Annotated in this window: 17 protein-coding genes; 11 read left to right on the top strand and 6 right to left on the bottom strand. The window is 63.4% G+C overall.

The window, feature by feature from the left end; translation table 11 throughout:
- Nucleotides 1-60 precede the first annotated feature (60 nt).
- The 6 genes from lexA to uvrA all read left to right on the top strand — a co-directional run bounded on the left by lexA (nt 61) and on the right by uvrA (nt 10,117).
- Nucleotides 61-678, top strand: a complete 618-nt coding sequence (lexA, locus tag LUU92_RS16080; RefSeq protein WP_071488029.1) for a transcriptional repressor LexA — start codon at nt 61-63, stop codon at nt 676-678.
- Entirely contained in the window at nt 678-1,292 is a 615-nt protein-coding gene (gene imuA / locus LUU92_RS16075) for a translesion DNA synthesis-associated protein ImuA (protein WP_257102288.1), read from the top strand. Before lexA ends, imuA begins: the two co-directional genes overlap by 1 nt.
- A 7-nt stretch (nt 1,293-1,299) precedes the next feature.
- On the top strand, nt 1,300-2,712 hold the full coding sequence (locus LUU92_RS16070; RefSeq protein ID WP_257102287.1) for a Y-family DNA polymerase: 1,413 nt from the start codon (nt 1,300-1,302) through the stop codon (nt 2,710-2,712).
- On the top strand, nt 2,688-5,780 hold the full coding sequence (locus LUU92_RS16065) for an error-prone DNA polymerase (protein ID WP_257102286.1): 3,093 nt from the start codon (nt 2,688-2,690) through the stop codon (nt 5,778-5,780). The genes LUU92_RS16070 and LUU92_RS16065 overlap by 25 nt, the downstream gene beginning before the upstream one ends.
- Before the next feature lie 108 nt (nt 5,781-5,888).
- Nucleotides 5,889-7,601, top strand: coding sequence for an ATP-binding protein (locus LUU92_RS16060; protein ID WP_248488026.1), 1,713 nt, complete (start codon nt 5,889-5,891; stop codon nt 7,599-7,601).
- On the top strand, nt 7,598-10,117 hold the full coding sequence (uvrA, locus tag LUU92_RS16055; RefSeq protein WP_257102285.1) for an excinuclease ABC subunit UvrA: 2,520 nt from the start codon (nt 7,598-7,600) through the stop codon (nt 10,115-10,117). The genes LUU92_RS16060 and uvrA overlap by 4 nt, the downstream gene beginning before the upstream one ends.
- A gap of 67 nt (nt 10,118-10,184) precedes the next feature.
- Here the strand turns inward: uvrA and tkt are convergent, their stop codons facing one another.
- The gene (gene tkt / locus LUU92_RS16050; RefSeq protein ID WP_071488023.1) at nt 10,185-12,248 is read right to left on the bottom strand and encodes a transketolase; all 2,064 of its coding nucleotides are present in this window, start codon (nt 12,246-12,248) and stop codon (nt 10,185-10,187) included.
- 175 nt (nt 12,249-12,423) lie between these two features.
- Here tkt and LUU92_RS16045 point away from each other — a divergent pair, with 175 nt between their 5' ends.
- Complete coding sequence (locus LUU92_RS16045) at nt 12,424-12,648, top strand: DUF465 domain-containing protein (RefSeq protein ID WP_071488022.1); 225 nt, start codon at nt 12,424-12,426, stop codon at nt 12,646-12,648.
- A 252-nt stretch (nt 12,649-12,900) separates the two neighbouring features.
- On the opposite strand, the gene hglS is transcribed toward LUU92_RS16045, so the two are convergent.
- On the bottom strand, nt 12,901-14,277 hold the full coding sequence (hglS, locus tag LUU92_RS16035) for a 2-oxoadipate dioxygenase/decarboxylase HglS (RefSeq protein WP_257102284.1): 1,377 nt from the start codon (nt 14,275-14,277) through the stop codon (nt 12,901-12,903).
- Between the two features lie 289 nt (nt 14,278-14,566).
- Here hglS and LUU92_RS16030 point away from each other — a divergent pair, with 289 nt between their 5' ends.
- Both LUU92_RS16030 and LUU92_RS16025 read left to right on the top strand, forming a co-directional pair.
- A complete protein-coding gene (locus LUU92_RS16030) occupies nt 14,567-15,976 on the top strand; it encodes an OprD family outer membrane porin (RefSeq protein ID WP_071488020.1) in 1,410 nt (469 codons plus the stop codon).
- A gap of 69 nt (nt 15,977-16,045) precedes the next feature.
- A complete protein-coding gene (locus LUU92_RS16025) occupies nt 16,046-18,679 on the top strand; it encodes an MGH1-like glycoside hydrolase domain-containing protein (protein ID WP_257102283.1) in 2,634 nt (877 codons plus the stop codon).
- A gap of 47 nt (nt 18,680-18,726) precedes the next feature.
- Here LUU92_RS16025 and LUU92_RS16020 read toward each other — a convergent pair whose 3' ends face one another.
- Nucleotides 18,727-19,041 carry an SCP2 sterol-binding domain-containing protein gene (locus tag LUU92_RS16020; protein WP_071493079.1) on the bottom strand — a complete coding sequence of 105 codons (315 nt, stop codon included), beginning with the start codon at nt 19,039-19,041 and terminating at the stop codon, nt 18,727-18,729.
- Nucleotides 19,042-19,097: 56 nt separating this feature from the next.
- On the bottom strand, nt 19,098-19,808 hold the full coding sequence (locus LUU92_RS16015) for a histidine phosphatase family protein (RefSeq protein WP_222541630.1): 711 nt from the start codon (nt 19,806-19,808) through the stop codon (nt 19,098-19,100).
- Nucleotides 19,809-20,003: 195 nt separating this feature from the next.
- Here LUU92_RS16015 and sohB point away from each other — a divergent pair, with 195 nt between their 5' ends.
- On the top strand, nt 20,004-21,029 hold the full coding sequence (sohB, locus tag LUU92_RS16010) for a protease SohB (RefSeq protein WP_071488016.1): 1,026 nt from the start codon (nt 20,004-20,006) through the stop codon (nt 21,027-21,029).
- Nucleotides 21,030-21,035: 6 nt separating this feature from the next.
- Here sohB and LUU92_RS16005 read toward each other — a convergent pair whose 3' ends face one another.
- A complete protein-coding gene (locus LUU92_RS16005; protein WP_257102282.1) occupies nt 21,036-22,571 on the bottom strand; it encodes an MFS transporter in 1,536 nt (511 codons plus the stop codon).
- 151 nt (nt 22,572-22,722) lie between these two features.
- On the opposite strand from LUU92_RS16005, the gene LUU92_RS16000 reads away from it, so the two are divergent.
- On the top strand, nt 22,723-23,598 hold the full coding sequence (locus LUU92_RS16000; RefSeq protein WP_257102281.1) for a LysR family transcriptional regulator: 876 nt from the start codon (nt 22,723-22,725) through the stop codon (nt 23,596-23,598).
- Here LUU92_RS16000 and LUU92_RS15995 read toward each other — a convergent pair.
- Nucleotides 23,576-24,691, bottom strand: a complete 1,116-nt coding sequence (locus LUU92_RS15995; protein WP_222541633.1) for an MDR/zinc-dependent alcohol dehydrogenase-like family protein — start codon at nt 24,689-24,691, stop codon at nt 23,576-23,578. The two genes, LUU92_RS16000 and LUU92_RS15995, sit on opposite strands and share 23 nt — an antisense overlap.
- Between the last annotated feature and the right edge of the window lie 3 nt (nt 24,692-24,694).

Genomic DNA, 24,694 nt, shown 5'->3' with positions numbered 1-24,694 from the left:
ACGCTCGTCCGCTATCACGCGACTAGCGGCTATTGTCAGAAATTTCCCACAAGAGTACAAATGTACTCCATGACGACTCTAACCCCCCGCCGTACCGCCATCCTGACCTTTATCCGCGACCGAATCGCGCAACAAGGTCAGCCTCCCAGCCTCGCCGAGATCGCCGAAGCGTTCGGTTTTGCCTCGCGCAGCGTGGCGCGCAAGCATGTGCTGGCGCTGACCGAAGCCGGGTTTATCGAGGTCAACCCCAATCAGGCGCGTGGCATTCGTTTGCTCAACCAGCCGGCGCGCCCGGAATGGCTGGATGTGCCGGTGCTCGGTCGCGTGGCCGCAGGTTTGCCCATCGGCGCCGATGCCGAAGTGCACAGCCGTCTGCAACTGGACCCGTCGACCTTCGCGAAAACCCCGGACTACCTGTTGCGGGTGCAGGGCGATTCGATGATCGAGGACGGCATTCTCGACGGTGATCTGGTCGGCGTACGCCGCAGTGCCGAGGCCTTGAACGGGCAGATCGTGGTGGCGCGCCTGGACGGCGAAGTGACCATCAAGCGTTTCGAGCGCAGTGGCGACCACGTGCGTCTGCTGCCGCGCAACCCCGCGTATCAACCCATCGTGGTGGGGCCCGACCAGGACCTGGCCATCGAAGGGGTGTTCTGCGGTTTGGTGAGGCAAGGCTGATGGGCGCCGTGGTTGCGCTGGACACGCTGTTCAATGGCGGGCGTGTCTGGAAGGGCCGGCCCGCCGCGCCGCCGTCCAGTGTGCATCCCACCGGGCTGGCGGCCCTGGACGCGGTGCTGCCCGCGGGCGGCTGGCCGGAGGCGGCCTTGAGTGAAATCCTCATGGCCAAGGAAGGTGTGGGCGAATTGCAACTGGTGCTGCCGACCCTGGCGCGCTTGTCGAAGGCAGGGGAGCGCATTGTGTTGGTGGCGCCTCCGTATACACCGTACCCCCATGCCTGGCAGAACGCCGGGGTGGACCTGCGCCTGCTCTCGGTGATCCAGGCCGAGGAACGCGATGCCCTGTGGGCGGTGGAGCAATGCCTGCGTTCCGGCAGTTGCGGGGCGGTGCTGTGCTGGCCGCGCAAGGCCGATGACCGGGCGCTGCGGCGCCTGCAAGTGGCGGCGGAAACCGGGCAGACCCTGGCGTTTGCCTGGCGCGCCTTGAGTGAGTCGGTCAACTCATCGCCCGCGGCGTTACGCCTGGCCGTGGAGGCCAAGCCCGCGCAGGTAAGGGTGCTCAAGTGCCGGGGCGGGCTGGCCCATCCGACGCCGATTGCCCTGGCGGGGCACTGAGGTTGTCATGCGCTGGGTGTGTATTGTCTTCCCGCAATTGGCGCTGGACGGGGTGCAGCGTGTGCACCCCGAACCGGACCAACCCTTGGTCCTGCTGGCCGGCACGCCACAGCGGCGCGTGCTGCAAACCGTCAATGACGCCGCCCGCGCCCTGGGCCTGCGCCCCGGTCAATCCCTGACGGCGGCGCATGCCCTGACCAAAACCTTTGCCAGCGTCGAATACGACCCCGCCGAGATCGAGCGCCATCAACAGTTCCTGGCTGCCTGGGCCTACCAGTTCAGTTCCCAGGTCAGCCTGTATTACCCGCGTGCCTTGTTGTTCGAGATTGAATCGAGCCTGGGCCTGTTTGGGCCGTGGCCGCGGTTCGAAGCACGCTTACGCCAGGAATTGACCGAACTGGGTTTTCGTCACCGCATCGTCGCTGCGCCCAACCCGGCCGCGGCGCGGGTGCTGGCGAATTTCTACGATGGTTTGGCGGTGCAGGATCACGGCTTGCTACAGGCCCTGGCGCCGCTGCCCATCGATCGCGCCGGCCTCGACCCGCAGGCCGCCACGGCGTTGTCGCGCATGGGCCTGCGCCGCCTGGCCCAGGTGCAAGCGCTGCCTCGGCACACCTTGGCGCGACGCTTTGATGCCGACCTGCTCAAGCACCTGGACGCATTGACCGGGCAGCGCCCATTGGCCTTGGCGTTCTATCAGCCCCCGGACCGATTCGACGTGCGCATCGAGCTGAATTTCGACGTGCAGTCCCATCAGGCGCTGCTGTTTCCTTTGCGACGCCTGACGGGCGATCTGTCGGCCTTCCTGTGTGGCCGCGACAGTGGCGTGCAGCGCTTTGACTTGCACCTGGAACACGCCCAGGCGCCGGACACGGTGATCAAGGTCGGCCTGCTCAGCGCCGAGCGCGAACCGGCGATGCTGTTTGAATTGGCCCGGGGTCGCCTGGAGCAGGTACAGGTCACCTCACCGGTACGCGGTTTCCGCCTGGTCGCCCAGGATTTGCCGGTGTTCGTGCCGCAGCGCCAGGACCTGTTCGACGACCGCCCGCAGCAGACCTTGCCGTGGGAACAATTGCGCGAACGCCTGCGCGCCCGTCTCGGCGATGAGGCCGTGCAGGGCTTGCGCTTCCACGCCGACCATCGCCCCGAATGCGCCTGGCAAGCGGCGAGCGACAAAAACCTCTGCCCGACCTTGCACAAGGTGCAACGCCCCGGTTGGTTGCTGAGCGAACCTACGCTATTGGCCGAACACGGCGTGAATATCCTCATGGGGCCGGAACGCATCGAGTCGGGCTGGTGGGACGGCGCCGATATCCGCCGCGACTACTACCTGATCCAGACCCGCGCCGGCCAGCAAGGCTGGGCCTTTCGTAACGTCGGGCAAAGCGATGGGTTGTGGCTGCAAGGCTGGTTTGCATGAATTACGCCGAGCTGCACTGCCTGTCCAACTTCAGCTTCCAGCGCGGTGCGTCGAGTGCGCTGGAGCTGTTCGAACGGGCCAAGCGCCAAGGCTACAGCGCCCTGGCGATCACTGACGAATGCACCCTGGCGGGCATCGTGCGGGCCTGGCAGGCGGCGAAGGCGGTGGAATTGCCGCTGATAATCGGCAGCGAGATGCGCCTAGAGAACGGCCCGAAACTGGTGCTGCTGGTGGAAGACCTCAGCGGTTACCAGCACCTGTGCCGCTTGATCACCGTGGCCCGGCGGCGCGCGGAAAAGGGCCGCTATCGCCTGTTGCAGGAGGACTTCGAGCAACCGCTGCCCGGCCTGCTGGCACTGTGGGTTGCCGAGGACGGCGACACCCAGGCCTCGATCCAGTGGCTGCGCCGCACCTTCGCCGGGCGCCTGTGGCTGGCGGTGCACCTGCACTGCGGCCAGGACGATGCGCGCCACCTGGAGCAACGCCTGAACCTGGCCGTCAGCCTGCACATCCCGGCGGTGGCCTGTGGCGATGTGCACATGCATGCGCGTGGCCGCCGCGCCCTGCAAGACACCATGACCGCCATCCGTCATCACGTACCAGTGGCCGAAGCCGGCACGCGCCTGCACCCCAATGGCGAGCGGCACCTGCGCAGCCTCGATGCCCTGGCCGCGCTGTACCCGCAAGCCCTGCTCGATGAAACCCAGGCGATTGCCCGGCGTTGCACCTTCGACCTCAGCCAGTTGCGCTATCACTACCCGCGTGAACTGGTGCCCAGCGGCCACGACGCCGAATCCTGGCTACGTGCCGTGACCGAAGCGGGCATCGCCCAACGCTGGCCGCAGGGTGTCGACGCCAAGACCTTGCAGCAGATCCATGACGAACTGAAGATCATCAGCGAGCTGGGCTACGAAAGCTATTTCCTCACGGTGCATGACATTGTGCAGTTCGCCCGCAGCCGTTCGATCCTGTGCCAGGGCCGCGGCTCGGCGGCCAACTCGGCGGTGTGTTTTGCCTTGGGCATCACCGAGATCGACCCGAGCCTGACGAGCCTGTTGTTCGAGCGCTTTCTGTCCAGGGAGCGCAACGAGCCGCCGGACATCGACGTGGACTTCGAACATGAGCGCCGCGAAGAAGTGCTGCAGTACGTATTCCAGCGCTACGGCCGAACCCGCGCGGCGCTGACCGCGGTGGTCAGCAGTTACCACGCCGCTGGCGCGGTGCGCGATGTGGCCAAGGCCCTCGGGCTGCCGCCGGACCAGATCAACGCCCTGGCCGACTGCTGTGGGCGTTGGAGCGACGACGCCCCGCCGCTGGAGCGCTTGCGTGAAAGCGGCTTCGACCCCGACAGCCCACTGCTGCGCCGAGTGCTCACGCTCACCCAGCAGTTGATCGGCTTCCCTCGGCACTTGTCCCAGCACCCCGGCGGCTTCGTGATTTCCGAATACCCGCTGGACACCCTGGTGCCGGTGGAAAACGCCGCCATGGCCGAGCGCACCATCATCCAGTGGGACAAAGACGACCTCGACGCCGTGGGCTTGCTCAAGGTGGATATCCTGGCCTTGGGCATGCTCAGTGCGATCCGGCGTTGCTTCGACTTGCTGCGCCGTCACCGCCACCGCGACCTGGCCTTGGCGACGATCCCCCAGGACGACCCGGCCACCTACGCGATGATCAGCAAGGCCGACACCATCGGCGTGTTCCAGATCGAATCGCGGGCGCAGATGTCGATGTTGCCAAGGCTCAGGCCGCAGAAATTCTATGACCTGGTGATCGAGGTGGCCATCGTGCGACCGGGGCCGATCCAGGGCGGCATGGTGCACCCGTACCTGCGGCGGCGGAACAAGGAAGAACCCGAAACCTATCCTTCGCCGGAGCTTAAAACCGTTCTGGAACGCACCCTGGGCATTCCGCTGTTCCAGGAGCAAGTGATGCAGATCGCCATGGTCGCCGCCGACTACAGCCCCGGCGAGGCCGACCAGTTGCGTCGCTCCATGGCCGCCTGGAAACGCCACGGCGGCCTGGAGCCGCACCAGCAGCGCCTGCGCACCGGCATGCTGAAAAACGGTTACACCGAAGCCTTTGCCGCGCAGATCTTCGAGCAGATCAAAGGCTTTGGCAGCTATGGCTTTCCTGAATCCCACGCGGCCAGTTTCGCCTTGCTGACCTACGCCAGTTGCTGGCTCAAGTGCCATGAACCGGCGGCGTTTGCCTGTGCGCTGATCAACAGTTGGCCCATGGGCTTCTACAGCCCGGACCAGATCCTGCAGGATGCACGGCGCCATCGCTTGCAGATCCGGCCGGTGGATGTGCAGGCCAGCGATTGGGATTGCAGCCTGGAGCCCATCGATGGTGCACAACCGGCGATTCGCATGGGCTTGCGCATGATCTCCGGGTTTCGCGAAGAAGATGGGCGGCGCATCGAAGCCGCGCGCCTGCGTCGAGCGTTCAGGGACATTGCCGACCTGGACGAGCGCGCCGGGCTGGATGCACGTGCCCAGGCCTTGTTGGCGGATGCCGGAGCCTTGCGCGCCCTGGCTGACAACCGGCACACGGCGCGCTGGGCGGTGGCCGGCGTGCACAAGCAACTGGGGCTGTTTGCCGGCCTGCCGAGCCCGGATGAGGCGGTGGTCGAGTTGCCGGCACCGACCGTGGGTGAAGACCTGCAGGCTGACTATGCCACTGTGGGCACGACCCTGGGGCCGCACCCTCTGGCGTTGCTGCGGGATGAATTGCGCAAGCGCCGCTGCCGCAGCTCCCATGAACTGATGGCGGTGGAGCACGGCCGTAATGTCAGCGTCGCGGGGCTGGTGACCGGTCGACAGCGCCCGGGGACTGCCAGCGGTGTGACCTTTGTCACCCTGGAAGATGAATTCGGCAACCTCAATGTGGTGGTCTGGCGTGACTTGGCCGAGCGTCAACGCCAGGCGCTGGTGGGCTCGCGGCTGTTGAAGGTGGACGGGCGCTGGGAAGCGGTGGGCGAGGTGCGGCACTTGATCGCCGGGCGCCTGACCGACCTGACGCCCTTGTTGGAAGGGATCAATGTGCGCAGTCGGGATTTTCACTGAGTCCCGTGGTTTCTGCTGTAATCACTTCTGATGCAGATGAGGTGAAACCATCCGGGTTTGCAGCGCTCCAAAACTTGCCGATGTTCTCTTAGCGCACAGAGCCAACCGATGCAATTCTTATCCAACCCCCACGGCTGCGAAGGCTGGGCCGGTGAAATGGCTCAGCGGATCCGCGCATTCGATTGGTCGGGCACCGACCTGGGCCCCATTGACCGCTGGTCCACCAGCCTGGCGTGTACCGTACAGATGATGCTGGCTTCGCCCGTGCCGATGGTGATGTTGTGGGGACGCCTGGGGCACATGATCTACAACGACAGCTACTCGGCCTTTGCCGGTGGCCGTCACCCCTACCTGCTGGGCACACCGGTGGAGCTCGGCTGGCCGGAAGTGGCCGACTTCAACCGGCATGTGATGGACACCTGCCTGGCCGGCGGCACCCTGTCATTCAACAACAAGGACCTGGTGCTGTTGCGCAACGGCCAGCCGGAAACCGTGTGGCTGGACCTCTACTACAGCCCGGTGGCCGGCGACGATCAACAACCGGCCGGCGTGCTGGCGATTGTGGTGGAGACCACCGAACTGGTGAAGTCCGAACAGGTACGCCGGGAACTCACGCACAACCTCGAACAACGGGTGGCCGCCGAAGTGCAGGCGCGCTCCGCGGCCGAGGACCAGTTGCGCCAGTCGCAGAAACTCGAAGCCATTGGCGGCCTCACCGGCGGCGTGGCCCACGACTTCAATAACCTGCTGCAAGTGATCGCCGGCAACCTGCACCTGCTGGCCCGCCAGGAACCGGACAACGCCCAGGTGCAGCGGCGTGTCACGGCCGCCATTGCGGCGGTGGAGCGTGGAGCCAAGCTGTCCTCGCAACTGCTGGCGTTCGCCCGGCGCCAACCGCTGTCGCCGGCGGTGTACAACCCGCAACGCATTTACGCGGGGCTTGGCGAGTTGCTGCAACGGGCGTTGGGCGAAACCATCCATATCGACGTGCAGATGCCCCAGGATGCCTGGTTTATCAATGTCGACCGCAACCAACTGGAGAACGCGCTGCTCAACCTGGCGATCAATGCCCGCGACGCCATGAAGGGCGAAGGCGTGATCCGCATCTCCGGCGAAAATATCATCCTCAATCCGGCCGATTGCGCGGGTAAAAGCATCAAGCCCGGCGAGTATGTGCGCCTGGAGGTGGCCGATACCGGCGTCGGCATGTCCGAGAGCACCCTCAAGCGTGCCTTTGAACCCTTCTTCACCACCAAGCGTGAAGGCTATGGCACCGGCCTGGGCCTGAGCATGGTGTTCGGCTTTGTGCGCCAGAGTGGCGGGCATGTGGAAATGTGGAGCGAGGAGGGCAAGGGCTCGGTGGTGCAGATGTATTTCCCCCACAGCCTGGAACCGGAAAGCCTCGATGTGCATATGGACCAGGTGCAGCACAGCGGCGGACAGGAAACCATCCTGGTGGTCGAGGACAATGAAGGTGTGCGCCTGACTGTCGTGGAGCTGCTCGAACAGTCCGGCTACACCGTACTTACCGCCGAAGACGGTGACCAGGCCATGTCGAAACTGCAGGCAGGCTCGCCACCGGACCTGATCTTCACCGATGTGGTCATGCCCGGCCGCGTCAAAAGCACCGACCTGGCCGACTGGGCCCGCCAGCAGACGCCTGCGGTGCCGGTGCTGTTCACCTCCGGCCACACCCGTGACATTCTCTCCAGCAATCACTTGCTGAGCCCCGATATTCATCTGCTGAGCAAACCCTACAGCCCCGAAGCGCTGACGCAACGGGTGCGCAGCGTGCTCACCGCCAGACAAGGTTGTCCATGACTTCAACGCGCAATATTCCCTCTATCACTGCCCAACCCTCGGGCTTTGTCCGCGTGCGCGGCGCCCGCGAACACAACCTGCGCAACGTCGATGTGGATATCCCCCGCGATGCCCTGGTGGTGTTCACCGGGGTGTCGGGTTCCGGCAAATCGTCCCTGGCGTTTTCCACGGTGTATGCCGAGGCCCAGCGTCGCTATTTCGAGTCGGTGGCGCCCTATGCACGGCGGTTGATCGACCAGGTCGGCGTGCCGGACGTGGACAGCATCGAAGGCCTGCCGCCTGCCGTGGCCCTGCAACAGCAGCGCGGCACGCCGAGTGCGCGCTCGTCGGTGGGCAGCGTGACCACGTTGTCGAGTTTGATCCGCATGCTGTACTCCCGCGCCGGCAGTTATCCGAAGGGGCAGGCGATGCTGTACGCCGAAGACTTTTCGCCGAACCTGCCCCAGGGCGCGTGCCCGCAGTGCCATGGCCTGGGGCGTGTGTATGAAGTGACCGAGGCGCTGATGGTGCCCGATCCTTCCCTGACCATTCGCCAGCGTGCGGTGGCTTCCTGGCCGTTGGCGTGGCAGGGGCAGAACCAGCGGGACATCCTGGTGACCCTGGGCTATGACGTGGACATCCCCTGGCGCGACCTGCCGAAAAAGCAGCGCGACTGGATCCTGTTTACCGAAGAGACCCCCACCGTCCCGGTGTACGCCGGGTTCACCCCGGAACAGACCCGCGATGCGTTGAAGCGCAAACTGGAGCCGAGCTACCAGGGCACCTTCATCGGCGCACGGCGCTACATCCTGCACACGTTCACCCATACCCAGAGTGCGCTGATGAAAAAGCGCGTGTCGCAGTTCATGCAGGGCAGCGCCTGCCCGTTGTGCGACGGCAAGCGCCTGACCCAGGCGGCGCTGTCGGTGAAGTTTGCCGGGGTGGACATCGGCGAGTTGTCGCAACTGCCGTTGACGCAGTTGGCCGAGTTGCTGAGACCGGTGGCGGCGGGGCAGGACAAGATGAAGCTGTCGGTGGAGAAACGCCTGGCCGCGCAGCGCATCGCCCAGGACTTGCTGGAGCGGGTCAGTACCTTGACCGAACTGGGCCTGGGTTACCTGTCCCTGGAGCGCAGCACGCCGACCTTGTCGTCCGGCGAGTTGCAGCGGTTGCGCCTGGCAACGCAATTGGGTTCGCAGTTGTTCGGCGTGATTTACGTGTTGGACGAACCTTCGGCGGGCCTGCACCCGGCGGACGGCGAGGCATTGTTCACCGCCCTTGACCGCTTGAAGGCGGCCGGCAATTCATTATTTGTGGTGGAGCATGACCTGGAAACCATGCGCCGCGCCGACTGGCTGATCGACGTCGGCCCGGCGGCCGGTGAACAGGGCGGGCAGGTGCTGTACAGCGGCCCGCCGGCGGGGCTGGCGCAGGTGGCGGCGTCGCAGACCCGTGAGTACCTGTTCGCGGAAAAGCGCGTGTCGACTCAGGTGCGCCGTGAAGCCACCGGCTGGCTGCAACTGGAAGGTGTGACGCGCAATAATCTCAAGGGCCTTGACGTGGATTTCCCATTGGGCTGCTTCACGGCGGTCACCGGGATTTCTGGCTCGGGCAAGTCCAGCCTGGTCAGCCAGGCACTGCTGGAGCTGGTGGGCGCCGGCCTTGGGCGTGTGATGGAAAACGACGAAGAACCAAGCCTGGAAGACGACGCCCCGCAAACCAGCGGGGGCCACATCCGCGCCGGGCTGGAGCATATCCGCCGCCTGGTGCAGGTCGATCAGAAACCCATCGGCCGCACGCCACGCTCCAACCTGGCGACCTACACCGGGCTGTTTGACAACGTGCGCAAGCTGTTCGCGGCCACTCCGGCGGCGAAGAAACGGCAGTACGATGCCGGGCAGTTCTCCTTCAATGTCGCCAAGGGCCGCTGCCCGAACTGTGAAGGCGAGGGCTTTGTCAGCGTTGAACTGCTGTTCATGCCCAGCGTGTATGCGCCATGCCCGACCTGCCACGGCGCACGCTACAACCCCGAGACCCTGGCGATCAAATGGCAAGGCTTGAGCATCGCCGACGTGCTCGGGCTGACAGTGGAACAGGCGGTGGAGGTATTTGCCGAGCAGCCTGGGGTGTTGCGTTCGTTGCAGGTGCTGCGGGATATCGGCCTGGGCTACCTGCGCCTGGGGCAACCGGCGACCGAGTTGTCCGGTGGTGAAGCACAACGCATCAAACTGGCGACCGAGCTGCAACGCAATGCGCGGGGCGCCACCCTGTATGTGCTGGATGAACCCACCACCGGGTTGCATCCACGGGATGTGGACCGCCTGCTCAACCAGTTGAACCAGCTGGTGGACGCGGGGCATACAGTGGTCGTGGTGGAGCATGAAATGCGCGTGGTGGCGCAGAGTGACTGGGTGATCGATATCGGGCCGGGGGCGGGGGATATGGGCGGGAAGGTGGTGGCCAGTGGTACGCCGCAGAAGGTTGCCAAAAGCAAGGCCAGCCGGACTGCGCCATTCCTGACCAAAGAACTGAACTAAAAGCGGATGAGAACTTAATGTGGGAGGGGCGGTGCGACGGTTCGACTTGCCCCTCCCACATGTCTAATCACTGTTGAGTCAGTTGGATCTGTGCTTTCGCCTGCTTCACAACATTCTCAACCGTAAACCCGAACTGCTCCTGCAACTGGGCCAACGGCGCCGACGCACCAAAGCTGTTCATCACCACCTTGGCGCCGGTCTGCCCCACATACCGGTCCCAGCCGAGGGGGCCTGCCTGCTCCACCACGACCCGAGCTTTCACCGCCGGCGGCAACACGCTGTCGCGGTACGTCTGGTCCTGGTCCTCGAACAACTCCCAGCTGGGCATGGACACCACCTGCGCGGCAATCCCTTCGTCTTTCAACTGCTCATACGCCGCCACCGCCAGGCTGACTTCGCTGCCTGTGGCCAGCAGAATTACCTGGGGCGCATCTGCACCCGCCAGCACGTAAGCGCCCTTGGCGGCCCCGGATGCCGCCGCGTACCGCGTACGATCCAGCGTCGGCAGCGGTTGACGCGACAGCACCACGCAACTTGGCCGATGGGTCTGTGCCAGCGCCACCTTCCACAGCTCGCGGGTTTCATTCGCGTCACCGGGGCGCAAGGTCAGCAGGCCCGGCGTTGCGCGCAACTGGGTCAGATGCTCGATCGGCTGGTGCGTTGGCCCATCTTCACCCACGCCAATCGAGTCGTGGGTAAACACGAACACCACCGGCAGTTCCATGATTGCCGCCAGGCGGATCGGTGGCTTCATGTAGTCGCTGAACACCAGGAAGGTCGAGGTGTACGGCCGCAGGTAGGACAATGCCATGCCATTGGCGATGGCGCCCATGGCATGTTCACGAATGCCGAAGTGCAGGTTGCGCCCGCTGTAGTCCTCGGCGCTGAAACGCCCGGCGCCGTCGAAGGTGAGGTTGGTCTTGGTCGACGGTGACAGGTCGGCCGAGCCGCCCAGCAGCCAGGGGATCTGTTCGGCAAACGCATTCAGCACCTGGCCGCCGGCGGCACGACTGGCGATGCCCTTGGCGTCGGTGTCGAAATCCGGTAGGTGTTTCTGCCAGTGCTCCGGCATTTCCCCGGCTCGCATGCGCCTCAATTCATCGGCCAATTCCGGTTCGTACTGTTCCAGCTGGGACAGGTGCTCGCTCCACTTTTCATACAGCGGCTCGCTGCGCTCAAGCAAAACATCACGCAATTGCGTGCGCACCTCATCGGGAACCAGGAAGCTGGAATCCTCGGGCCAGCCATAGGCTGCCTTGGTCAGGCGAATTTCCTCTTCGCCCAGGGGCTCGCCATGGGCGGCGGCCGTGTTGTGTTTGTGCGGGGAGCCGTAGCCGATCACGCTGTCGACCACAATCAGGGTGGGCGCGCCGCGGTTGCAATGGAACGCCTCCAAGGCATTGCTCAGGGCTTGCAAGTCGTTGGCATCGGTCACATGCAGGGTGTGCCACCCATACGCCTGGAAGCGCTTGATCACATCTTCGCTGAACGCCAGCTCAGTGTGGCCTTCGATGCTGATGGTGTTGTTGTCATAGATCCAGCACAGCTTGTCCAGTTTCAAATGCCCGGCCATGGACGCCGCTTCGCCGCTGATGCCCTCCATCATGTCGCCGTCGCCGCACAGGGTGTAGACGTTGTAGTCGAACAGGGTTTTTTCTTCGCGGTTGAAGCGCTTGGCCAGCCAACGCTCGGCCATCGCCATGCCGACGCTGTTGGCACAGCCCTGGCCGAGCGGGCCGGTAGTGGTCTCCACCCCAGTGGTCATACGGTATTCGGGGTGGCCGGGGGTTTTGGAGCCCGCTTGGCGAAACTGCTTGATATCGTCCAGGCTGACAGCGGCCTGGCCGGTGCGCTTGCCGTCGGCATCCAGTTCCACCACACCGGCCAGGTGCAGCAGCGAATACAGCAACATCGAGGCATGGCCGACGGACAGCACAAACCGATCACGGCTGGGCCAGTCGGGATGTTGCGGGTGATAACGCAGGAAACGACTCCACAGCGTATAACCCACCGGCGCCAGGCCCATGGGCGTGCCCGGATGGCCGGAATTGGCCTTTTGCACGGCATCCATGGCCAGGGTGCGGAGGGTGTTGATGCATTGGGTGTCGACAGCGGTGGCAGCGTGCGTCATGAAACCGTTCTCCCTCGGGTGGCTATCTAGAGTGGAGGGCAGGGCGAGGCAAAGGTTTGATCCAAACGCCCGCGCCGCGACGAACGGGGCTGTATTGACCCTGAACATGACAAGACCCCTCGCAATGGTCTAGCTTCTAGGGCGTAAGCCATTGATCAACATGCGGAGGTACGCCATGCCAGTGAAACACGACCTGTATCAGGACTTGGGGTTGAGCAAGGAAGTCGTTCACGAACGCAGGGCGAGCGACAAACGCCTGGACTCGCTGCTCACGCAGTACGACGACGCTGACAAAGAGGTGCTGAAGGCGGAGTCGGCAAGTGCCAGCGACGAGGATGTGGAGAAGCTGAAGAAGAAACGCTTGTTGATCAAAGATGAGATTGTGGTGAAGTTGGGCTGATCACGATCGAGCCTCCTGTAGGAGCGAGCTTGCTCGCGAAAAACGCCAACGATGACGCCGGCGCCCTGAGTGGACGCGGCGTTCTCGGGTTCTTCGCGACCAAGCTTGCTCCTACAGAGTTATGGACATATTTGTTCAGAATTGTCCGGGGGACAGGTGGCTCTTCACTGCCTATGATGCCCACCGCCCACCCGGCTCTGGGGACTGTTGCAGCGCAAGGATTGCGCTGGTGAGCCGGGTGGGTACTTCAGTTCATGCCAGCAGCGCCTGGGTGCATTCATCGATGGAGCGCTGCTGCGTCTCGCCATACAGTTTCAATTCATCAATCGTCCGCCGGCCCAGTGCCTGTTCGAATTCGGCCTGGTTCGAGTTGGCCGCGTAGTGACTCTGCGCCGCATCCCCCAGGTTCGACTGGAAAATCCCTGCCGCGCTCACCGGCAGAAAATCTTCATACACCAACGGTTCCACGTCGATGTGGCCGGCGGCGATCAGTGCCTCCAGGGTGCGTGGTTGATCGGCGCTGCCGCGTGCCGCCAGGCCTTGCTCGGTGGGGAAGTAGCGGTAGTAGGCCAGGCCCTGCTCGCGCATCTGGGCATGGTTGTCCGGGAAGGCCTGGAAGTGTTGTTCCATCAATTCGACATAGCGTGCAGCGTTGCCCTCGTTGGGGAAGGCGCCCAGTGCGTCGCGGGCGGCGTTCAGCAGTTGGTCGTAGAGCGCGCGGCCTTTGGGCGTCAACGCCACGCCGCGTTGTTCGATTTCGCCGAAGCGTGCGCTGTGGCTGCCTTGGGCGTCGGTGAAGGCGATGGGTTCATCCAGGGCCTTGAAGCTGGTCTGACGCAGCAGGATCGGGCAGTGGCGGCGCGGCGGGCCTTCGATCACGGCCTTGGGGGTGATGCCTTTGCCGGGCATGGCGGCCTGGACCTGGTCGATGTCCAGGGTGCGCGGGGTCAGGTGGTTGATGTGCGGGCCCTTGAAAGCGACCACGTCGGCGATCAGGCGGTGCTGGTCGCTCAGTTGCTGGTACTGCGCGCCGGTGACGGTGGCGGTGTGATGCCAGCGGAAGGTTTCCAGGGCCTGGCGGATGAATTCGTCGGCATCCTGGGCGTTGAGTCCGCCCTGGTTTTCGGCTTTTTCAATCAGCGCCAGGGCGCCGGAGGTGAAGATCGAACGCTTGGCCAGGGCGGTTTCGGCGAAGGCGCGCAGGTCGGGGTTTTCGATCAGTTCCAGGCGCAGCAATGAGGTGAACACGCGAAACGGGCTGGTCTGCAACGCCTGTTCATGCACGGCGCGAAACGCGGTGGAGTGTACGGGCACGCCAGCCGGGGTCAGGTCGTAGTAGCCCACCGGCTGCATGCCCATCACCGCGAACAGGCGGCGGATGGTGGCCAGCTCGGTGGCGGTGCCCAGGCGGATCGCGCCGTGGCGTTCCATGTCCAGGCGCTGGATTTCGCCGGTGCGTTGCAGCTGTTGCGCCAGCAGCGGTTGGGTGTCGAGCACGTGCGCATTGGTCTCGGCCACCAGATCCATCAGCGCGCCATACAACGGAACTTCATCTCGGTACATGTCGGACATGGCCTTGGAAAAGCCCTTGCGGATCTCGTCGGGGCTGACCTGTGCGGTGCTGGGCATAGAAAAATTCCTGATGGCGGGGGCGCGGATAGTGGCCTTTTGCTGGATTTTGTTGAGCGCAACGTCGCCTTGCAAACGAAGATTCTTCAGGACTTCATTCTGCAAATGAATGAGATGACGTGAAGATGACAAAAAACGGCCCGTGTGAAATTTCATTTTCGGGCGTTTTTCCTAACTAATTCTTCACGAAGTCCGCCCCGGCCGGCGTGAAAGAATCGTCACGTTTGCAAGGATGAAAACGCGGTTATGCACACCAGACACATAAAAAAATGTTTAGGGGCTGTCGTTAATGAAAATTTCTACACTGGCGTTGTCGATCACCGCCGCCGTTCTTGCACAACAGGCTTACGCCGATGACTTCGGGCTCGGCTCGCTGGGCACCGGCAACGGTCACAGCGGCTTCCTTGAAGACAGCCATGCGTCTGTCAGCTCACGGACCATGTACTACAGCGCGGATAACCGCTCGGGCACCAACAACGATCTGCGCGAAGCCGCCACAGCGCTGCGTTTTGACTACAAGTCCGGCTTCACCCAAGGCACCGTTGGCCTGGGTTTCGATGTCATGGCCTTCGGCGCCCTGCGCCTGGACGGTGGCGACGGCCACACCGCGGGTCCGGGCCTGGCGGGTAACGGCAACAGCTTCTTCCCGACCAGGAACAATGGCACTGAACCGGCCGACTCCTTCGGGCGCGCCGCCGGCAATGTGAAGTTCCGTATTTCCCAGACCGAGTTGCACGTCGGTGGTGGCCTGGCGCCGGTGCTGCCGATCCTGGTGTCCAACGACAGTCGCGTGGCACCGCAGACCTTTGATGGCGGTATCCTGACCTCCAACGACATTCCCAATGTCACCTTCACCGGTGGTGAGCTGAACCGCGCCGAAGGCCGTGCTTCCAGCAACTCCACAGGCCTGAGCGTGGCCGGTGGTACTCGCGACAGCGACAGCTTCAAGTTCGGTGGGGTGGACTACAAGCCGTTTGGTTCTTCCGACAACGTGATCGCGAAAAACCTGACGTTGCAGTACTACTACGCCCAACTGCAAGACTTCTACAAACAGAACTACGTCGGCCTGGTCCATACCCTGCCGCTGGGCAATGACCAGTCGTTCAAGACCGACCTGCGCTACTTCGACAGCCGCAGCGACGGCAAGAACGGCGAGAGCGGCTACCAATTCAACAACAACGGTGGCTACGCCAAACACGCCGGCGAAGTCGACAACAAAACCTACAGTGCGGCCTTCACCTACCAACTGGGCGGCAGCAGCTTGATGCTCGGCCACATTGGCGTGGGTGACGACGGCGGTTTCGTCTGGGTCAACCAGGGCAGCCTCGCCGACCCGCATGCCCAAGGCGCCGGCGGCAGCGACTTCTACCTGTTCACCGACGCCGTGGTCGGCCAGTTCTCCCGCGCGGGCGAGCAGGTCAACTTTGGCCAATACACCTATGACTTCAAGGCGTACGTACCTGGGCTGAAGGCGTCCGTGGCCTACCTGGACGGTTCGGACATCAAGTCCAAGGTCGCCGGCGGCCCCGACCAGAAGGAAAACGAAGCCGACTTCCGCCTGGACTACGTGGTGCAGGCAGGTCCCCTGAAAGGCTTCGGTACTACGTTCCGTACCGGCACCTATCACGGCAAGAACACCGGCACCGCCGACCAGGACCAGACCCGCCTGATCTTCAACTACACCTACGCCATCTTCTAAGTCTTCATGTGCACCCGGGCGTCATTGGGCTCTACACTGCCTCTCACCTGGTAGGCGATGGAGGACCCGATGACGGCCACACCCGACACTCGAATGCTTGAGACAACCGAAGGTCAGCGTCTGGCGCAGCAGGATGCCGAGCGCTGGCGCGAGTGGGGCCCCTATCTGAGCGAGCGCCAATGGGGCACGGTGCGCGAAGACTACAGCGCCGACGGCGACGCCTGGGCCTACTTCCCCCATGAACATGCACGCAGCCGCGCCTACCGCTGGGGCGAGGATGGCCTGGCCGGTTTCAGTGACAAGGCGCAACGCTGGTGCCTGGGCCTGGCCCTGTGGAACGAGCGTGACGCGATCCTCAAGGAACGCCTGTTCGGTCTCGACAACGCCGAGGGCAACCACGGTGAAGACGTCAAGGAACTGTACTTTTTCGTCGACGGCGTACCGAGCCATGCCTACATGCGCATGCTCTACAAATACCCCCATGCCGCCTTTCCCTACGCCGACCTGATCAGCGAAAACGCCCGCCGTGGGCTGGCTGATGCCGAGTACGAGATCCTCGACACCGGCGTGTTCGAAGACAACTGCTACTGCGATGTCAGCGTCGAGTACGCCAAGCACCTGCCCGACGATATCTTCATGCGCGTCACCGTGCACAATCGCTCGGACCAGCCGACGCGGCTGCAGGTGCTGCCGCAACTGTGGGCGCGCAATGACTGGAGCTGGACCTTCGACGTGCCCAAGCCGCAGTTGATGTTGGACGGGGAGCAGGTGCTGGCACGCCATCCGGAACTGCCGGACCGTCATCTCGGCGCCTGGGGCCAGGACGGGCTGGAGTGGCTGTTCTGCGAGAACGAAACCAACTACCCCAGGCTGGATGGGCAGCCGGCGCCGGGGCCGTTCAAGGATGGGATCAACGATTACGTGATCGAGGGTGTTCACTCGGCAATTCGGCGTGACAGCGGTACCAAAGTCGCGGCGCGTTTCGTTGTCGAACTGGCCGGGATGGAAAGTAAAACGCTCTACCTGCGCTTTGCCCCTGTCGACGCGCCACAGGTCAACGCGCGCAAGCTGTTCGAACAACGCCGCCAGGAAGCGGATGACTTCTACGCCGCCCTGCAACGTGGCATGGCCGACGACGATGCGCGCAATGTGCAGCGTCAGGCACTGGCCGGGTTGCTGTGGTCCAAGCAGCTGTACTATTTCGACGTCAACCAATGGCTCGACGGCGACCCCGCACAACCCGCGCCGCCGCCCGAGCGCCTGCATATCCGCAATACCCATTGGCGCCACCTGTCCAACTTCGACATCCTCTCCATGCCCGACACCTGGGAATACCCGTGGTATGCCTCGTGGGACCAGGGCTTTCAGGCAGTGGCCATGGCGCTGATCGATCCGGCGTACGCCAAGCAGCAGTTGTTGCTGCTGGTGAAGGACCGCTTCATGCACCCCAACGGCCAGTTGCCGGCCTACGAATGGCGGTTCGACGACGCCAACCCGCCGGTGCATGCCTGGGCCAGCTGGAGGGTCTACCAGCAGGACAAGGCGCTCAACGGCGTAGGCGATATGGATTTCCTTGAGCGGATCTTCCACAAGCTGCTGCTGAATTTTTCCTGGTGGGTCAACCGCAAGGACGCCGAAGGCCGCAACCTGTTCCAGGGCGGTTTCCTGGGGCTGGACAATATCGCCTTGTTCGACCGCTCCGCCGCACTGCCGCCGGGGTATCAACTGGATCAGGCCGACGGTACGGCGTGGGTCGCGGCCTATGCACTGGACCTGATGCGCATCGGCCTGGAGCTGGCCAAGCGCAATGCGGTGTATGTCGACATCGCGGTGAAATTTTTCGAGCACTTCCTGTATATCGCCGGCGCCATCAACCGTGTCGACGACAGCGCCGAAGGCCTGTGGGATGAGCAGGACCTGTTCTTCTACGACGTGCTGCACCGCCCCGATGGCCAGAACGAACCGGTGCGCCTGCGTTCGATGGTTGGCCTGATGCCGCTGTTTGCCGTACTGGTGCTGGAGCAGCGCGAACATGAAGGCCTGGAGGGCTTGCGCGAGCGGCTGCTGGGGTTCATGAAACATCGGCCGGACCTGGCCAGGCTGGTTTCACGCTGGAACGAACCGGGGCAGGGTAATCGCCTGTTGCTCGCGCTGCTGCGCGGCGAGCGGACCAAAGACCTGCTGCGGCGCATGCTCGATGAACAGGAGTTCTTGTCGACGTTCGGCGTGCGCTCCTTGTCCAAGGCGTTCGCCGAGCAACCGCTGGCGTTGAAGATGAATGGCAACACCCTCAGTGCGAGCTACCAGCCGGGTGAATCCGACTCGCGGCTGTACGGCGGCAACTCCAACTGGCGCGGGCCGTTGTGGATGCCGGTGAACTACATGCTGATCGAGTCGCTGCGCGAATTTCACCGTTATTACGCGGACAACTTCTCGGTGGAGTATCCGACGGGCAGTGGTTATCTGGCGTCCCTGGAGGACGTGGCCGACAGTCTGAGCCAGCGGCTGACGCGGTTGTTCCTGAGAGATGAAAACGGCTCGCGGCCGTCGATGGTGGGATATGCGTCGTTGGAGGCGGATCCGGCAAGTCGCGATCTGGTGCTGTTCCATGAGTACTTTCATGGCGAGACCGGGCGTGGGCTGGGGGCTTCGCATCAAACCGGGTGGAGTGCGTTGGTGGCGCTGTTGCTGCAACCCAAATAAAAATCCCGCCTGCAAAGGCGGGATCAGGATTCACGGCTACCCGTGAATCAGGACGGGAACAGCTCGCTCAGCTTCATGGCCAGCATCATGTCGCCTTCGGTGCGCAGCTTGCCGCCCATGAAGGCTTGCATGCCGTCGGTCTCGCCGCTGACGATGCCTTTCATGGTTTCTGCGTCCATCACCAGGGTGACCTGGGCGTCCGGGTTTTCGCCTTCCAGCAGTTCGCAGGTGTTGTTTTTCACGACCAGCGAGAAGTTCTGGGTGTCGTCGATGCGGAAACCGAACACCAGGTCCAGGCCGTCAGCGGCGGCTGGGTTGAATTTGGCTTTCATTGCTTCTACAGCTTTGGCTACGTCAGTCATGGTTTCGATCCTTTAGGGTAGAGTCCAGTGACCTTGGGGTCACGGTTGGTCGCGGTTCATCGGAAGGTGATGAGCTGCGGCGCCTTCAACAGTTGCAAGTGGGTATGGCTGTTGAAGGAAGCCAGTGCCACCTCGCGACCACGGAATTTCAGCTGGTTGAGCGAGGTGTTAACAATTTGCCAGTTCAGTTCGAAGGCTTGCGCGGCAGGCATTCGGGTGATCAGGTGGAGCAGGGCGGTGATGGTGCCGCCGGAGGTGAACACCGCGATCTTCTGCGTGTTGTCCGCCGCCTCAAGGATGCGTTGCAGGCCACCTTGAACGCGTTCCACGAAGCCCAGCCAGCTTTCCAGTCCCGGTGGATCATAGGTGCCGGCCAGCCAGCGCTCGATGATCAGCGCGAAGATGCGCTGGAATTCGCTGCGGTTCTGCGCGGCATTGCGCAGGATCTCCAGGGCTTCGGGTTCGGTGGTGAGCAGGTCGGGAAGCAGGGCGCGGATGATTGCGTCGGCATCGAATTCGTTGAACGCGCTGTCGGTTTCCAGCGCCGGCACCGGCAGACCGAGGGTGTGGTACTGATCGAAGGCGGCGCTGGCGGTGTGCTGCTGGCGGCGCAGGTCGCCGGCCACGCAGCGGTCGAACACCAGGCCCATGTCCGCCAGGTGGCGACCGAGCACTTGCGCCTGCTCCACGCCGACGGGCGACAGGACGTCATAGTCGTCTGCACCGAAGGAGGCCTGGCCATGTCGAATCAGATAGATGCTGCCCACGTCCGTTTTCCCGGTACGTTGAAAGTCTGGCGAGGTTATGAGGATGCCTGCGAGCTGTCAATGAAAAAACATACGCTTGTTTTAAAAGCTCGTTGGAGCCTGTAGTTGCTGGCGGTTTGATCACTGGCCCGAACGCGGTGCCGCCGGTATGCTGGGGCAATCCGCGCCCGGCGCACTGCACTTGTAAGGAGCAACATGGATTTTTTGGCCGAATATGCGAGCTTTCTGGCGAAGACCGTCACCCTGGTGGTCGCTATTCTGGTGGTATTGATCAGCTTCGCGGCGCTGCGCAGTAAAGGGCGCCGCAAATCCGCCGGCCAGTTGCAGGTCAGCAAGCTCAATGATTTCTATAAAGGCCTGCGCGAGCGCCTGGAGTCGAGCCTGCTCGACAAGGACCAGCTCAAGGCCTTGCGCAAGTCCGAAGGCAAGGCCGAAAAGAAGAAGGGCAAGCAGAAGGCCGAGGCCAAGCCACGGGTGTTCGTGCTGGACTTCGACGGTGACATCAAGGCCTCGGCCACCGAAAGCCTGCGCCACGAAATCACCGCCTTGTTGAGCCTGGCCACCCCGAAAGACGAAGTGGTGCTGCGCCTGGAAAGCGGCGGCGGCATGGTCCACAGCTACGGCCTGGCCTCGTCGCAACTGGCGCGTATCCGCCAGGCGGGCGTGCCGTTGACCGTGTGCATCGACAAGGTCGCGGCCAGCGGCGGCTACATGATGGCGTGCATCGGCGAGAAGATCATCAGCGCGCCGTTTGCCATCCTCGGCTCCATTGGCGTGGTGGCGCAGTTGCCGAACGTCAACCGCCTGCTGAAAAAGCACGATATCGACTTCGAAGTACTCACCGCCGGCGAGTACAAGCGCACGCTCACCGTGTTTGGCGAAAACACTGAGAAGGGCCGCGAGAAGTTCCAGGAAGACCTGGACATCACTCACCAGTTGTTCAAGAACTTCGTCTCGCGTTATCGCCCGCAGTTGGCAATCGATGAAGTCGCCACCGGAGAAGTGTGGCTGGGTGTTGCAGCCCTCGACAAGCAACTGGTCGATGAACTGCAAACCAGTGACGAATACCTGGCCACCAAGGCCAAGAGCGCCGAGGTGTTCCACCTGCACTATGCCGAGCGCAAGAGCCTGCAGGAGCGTGTGGGCCTGGCGGCCAGCGGTTCGGTGGACCGGGTGCTGTTGACCTGGTGGAACCGGTTGACCCAGCAGCGGTTCTGGTAAGGCTGATCAGCGGTGCGCAGGTTTTATTGAAGCCTGTTGCACCGCTGGGATAGGTTTCCTCATCAACATCCCCACCACCCACGCTCCGAGCAACCCCAACAACCCCGCCACCCACAACACCCCGCTGAAGCCACCCACAAAGGCCTGCCGTGCCAGCGGCTGTACCACCGCCCGTGCCGATTCCGGCAACAAGCCCATCGCCGCCGGCATATCCCCGGCCACCACGCGTGACGCAATCGCGTTTACCTGTGCCTGCCATTGCGCGCCAATGCTTGCACTCAACAGCCGTTCGCTATGACCGCTCAACAACGCCCCATACACCCCAATCGCCAGCATGATCGCGCTGAAGCGCATGGTCGTGCTCATGCCCGACGCCATTCCCGCGCGGTCCCGTGGTACGCAGGCCATGATGTTTTTTTGCGTATCGCCATTGAGCAAGCCGGCACCGGCGCCTGTAACGGCAATCGCCAGGGCGAAGGGCAGGTAGTCGCCGACGTTCACTGCCCAGGCACTCAAGAGGTTGCCGCTGCCCACCAGGGTCAACCCGGCTGCCATCATCGTCGCCGGGGCAAAGCGTGCGGCCAGGCGTGCGCCGATGCGCGGACAGATCAGCATGGTCAGCGCAAACGGCAGCATGCCCAGGCCCGAAGCGATCGCAGAAAATCCCAGGCCGTTCTGCAGGTAGAACGGTAGCAGCGTCATCATCACCTGGGCACAACCGGCATAGGCGAACATCCCCAACAGCGCACCGATAAAGCGTGGGTGGCGGAACAGTTGCAGGTCGACCATGGGCCGCCGTTGCACCCGTTCGACGAGTACAAACACGCCCAGCAAGACTGCACCACCGATCAGGCGGGCGTAGGTCAACGGGTTGTCCCAGCCGATGCGATTGGCTTCGATCAGGCCCCAGATCAGGCACAGCAGGCTGGCGCTGAACGCCAGGCTGCCCCACGGATCGAGCCGAGCGGATTGGGTGTCGCGGGATTCCGGGATGACGCGCAGGACCAGACTCATCAACATCAGCCCCACCGGCAGGTTGAGGTAGAAGATCCAGCGCCAGCCCAGGTACTGGGTGATCAGGCCGCCCAAGGTCGGTGCGGCAGTCATCGCCACGCCCATGCACGCGCCCCAGAAGGCCCAGGCCTTGGCGCGCTGCACCTCGTCGTGGAAGGTATGGCCGATGGAGGCGAGGGCGGATGTGAGCAACAGCGCCGCGCCCACGCCTTTGACCGCGCGGGCGCTATCGAGGAGCAGCGCGGTGGGTGCTGCCCCGCAACCCAATGACGCCAGGATGAAAATACTCAGGCCCCAGACCAGGGTTTTCTTGCGCCCGAACCGGTCGGCAATGCTCCCGGCCGGAAGCAATAGCGCGGCGAACGCCAGCATGTAGGCGCTGACCACCCATTCGATATCGGCGAAGTTCGCCCCCAGGTCGCGGGCGATACTCGGCAGGGTCACGGCGACGATATTGGTGTCGAGCACGATCAGCGAGCAAACGCCGGACGCAGTCAGCAAGGTCAGGCGTGGGCTGACCCGGCTCATGGTTGAATTACCTCAAAGGCAATAGGGGGAATGCAGTTGACGGACATCGCAAGGGCTCTCTAGTGTTGTGGTTTGTCTCAGCATATCCGCGCTGCCCAGTGGCTTTATTAGCCAAGCCGACTCATTTCATTACCTTTGAGCTAATCCAGACATGGACATCCGTCATTTTCGCTATTTCCTGGCCGTTGCCCGTCAGCGCAATTTCACCCGCGCCGCCGAGCAGCTGGGGATCGCACCCCCGACCTTGAGTCGGCAGATCCAGGACATGGAAACCAGCCTGGGCACACGTCTGTTTATCCGTCAGCAGCGCGAAGTCAGCCTGACCGAGGCCGGTGCCGCGCTGCTGATCGAAGCGGAGGCGACGGTGCGTCAGTTCGAGTTTGCCCAGCGCAATGCCCAGCGTGCCGGGCGTGGCGAGATCGGCCATCTGGAGTTGGGCTACGTGGCTTCCGCCGTGTATTCCGGGGTGTTGCAGCGGCAGATGCAGGGGTTCTGCCAGGCGTTTCCCGATGTCAGCGTGAACGTGCGTGAATGTGCCATGGCAATACTGCCGGGTGCCGTTGCGGACGGGCGCTGCGATATCGGCTATGTCCGTTCGCCGATGACCTTGCCGGACGGTGTGGAAGCAGTGCGCCTGGACAGTGAAGGTTTCGTGCTGGCGTTGCCGCAGGACTCATGGCTGTTGGGTTTGAAAGTCATCCACTGCGAGCATCTGCAAAACGAGACCTTCATCCTGCCGGAGCAGATCAGCGGCACGCTGCACGTCGCGGCCCAAGGTGGTTTTGCGCCGCGCCTGGGGCCGCAGCCGGGTGGGTTGGTGGCGGTCGTCGCGTTGGTGTCATTGGGGCAGGGCGTGGCGGTGGTGCCGGCGTCGGTGGTGGGGCACGTGAGCTTGCCGGGAGTGGTGTATCGCCCGATTCAGGGCAGCGAGGCGGCGTCCTGGTTGTCGTTGATCCACCGGCGCTTCGAGAGAGCGCCGGCAGTGGTGCGGTACATGCAGTTGGTCAAGGCTCAAGCACTACCTTGAGGGACTTGTCGCCGCGCTCCATCACTGCGAACGCTTCCTTGAAGTCCGCCAGGGCGAACTTGTGGGTGACCACGTCGCGCATGTCGATCTTGCGGTTGCCGATAAAGTCGATGGCGCGCGGGTACATGTAAGGCCCCAGGTGCGAGCCGAGCACATCCAGTTCCTTGCGGTCGCCGATGATCGACCAGTCCACCGTGGCCTCGTCATTGAACACGCTGAACTCGACGAACCGCCCCAGCTTGCGCAGCATCGCCAGGCCCTGGTTCACGGCCTTGTGATGACCGGTGGCTTCGATGTAGATGTCGCAGCCGTAGCCATCGGTGATGTCGCGGATCTTCGCCAGTACATCGACGTCGGCCGGGTTCCACACTTCGTCGGCGCCCATGCGCAGGGCGAGGGCGGCGCGTTCCGGTTTCATGTCCAGCACGATGAGTTTCTTCGGATGGCGCATGCGCACCGCACCAATGATGCCCAGGCCCAGGGTGCCGGCGCCGGCGACCACCACGACATCGTCGAAATCCACATTGGCGCGCTCGGCAGCGTGCAGCGAGCAGGCCAGGGGTTCGATCAGGATCGCTTCATCCGGGGCGATGGAATCCGGGACCTTATGGATGATGCCTTCCTTGGTGAAGATCATGTACTGGGCCATGGCGCCCTGCACGTTGTTCTGGAAGCCATACAGGTCGTGTTTCTGGCACATCCAGTACTGGCCGTGGTTGCAGAAGCGGCAGCCCCAGCACGGCACGATCTGCTCGGAAATGACCCGGTCGCCGATCTTCACGCCGCGCTTGTCCGCGCCGGGGCCCAGGGCGACCACGCGGCACACGAATTCATGGCCGGGGATCATCGGCGGTTTCACATAGCGTGGTTGCTCGGCGTCGCCCCAGAACGACGGCGCGCCGCGATAGGTCTTGATGTCGCCCATGCAGATCCCGCACAACTCGACCTTGGTGAGGATTTCCTCGGGGCCGGGGGTGGGCACGTCGACGGTTTCCAGCCGGTAGTCTTCCGGGCCATGGCAGACCACGGCCTGCATGGTTTTCGGGATGACGGGGTGCAGGTGTTCTTGCGGGCGTTCGGTGACGGTGGACATGGC

It is taken from the genome of Pseudomonas extremorientalis, from assembly GCF_024584605.1.
Lineage (GTDB): Bacteria > Pseudomonadota > Gammaproteobacteria > Pseudomonadales > Pseudomonadaceae > Aquipseudomonas > Aquipseudomonas extremorientalis.
This window is presented reverse-complemented; position numbering and strand designations above follow the sequence as displayed.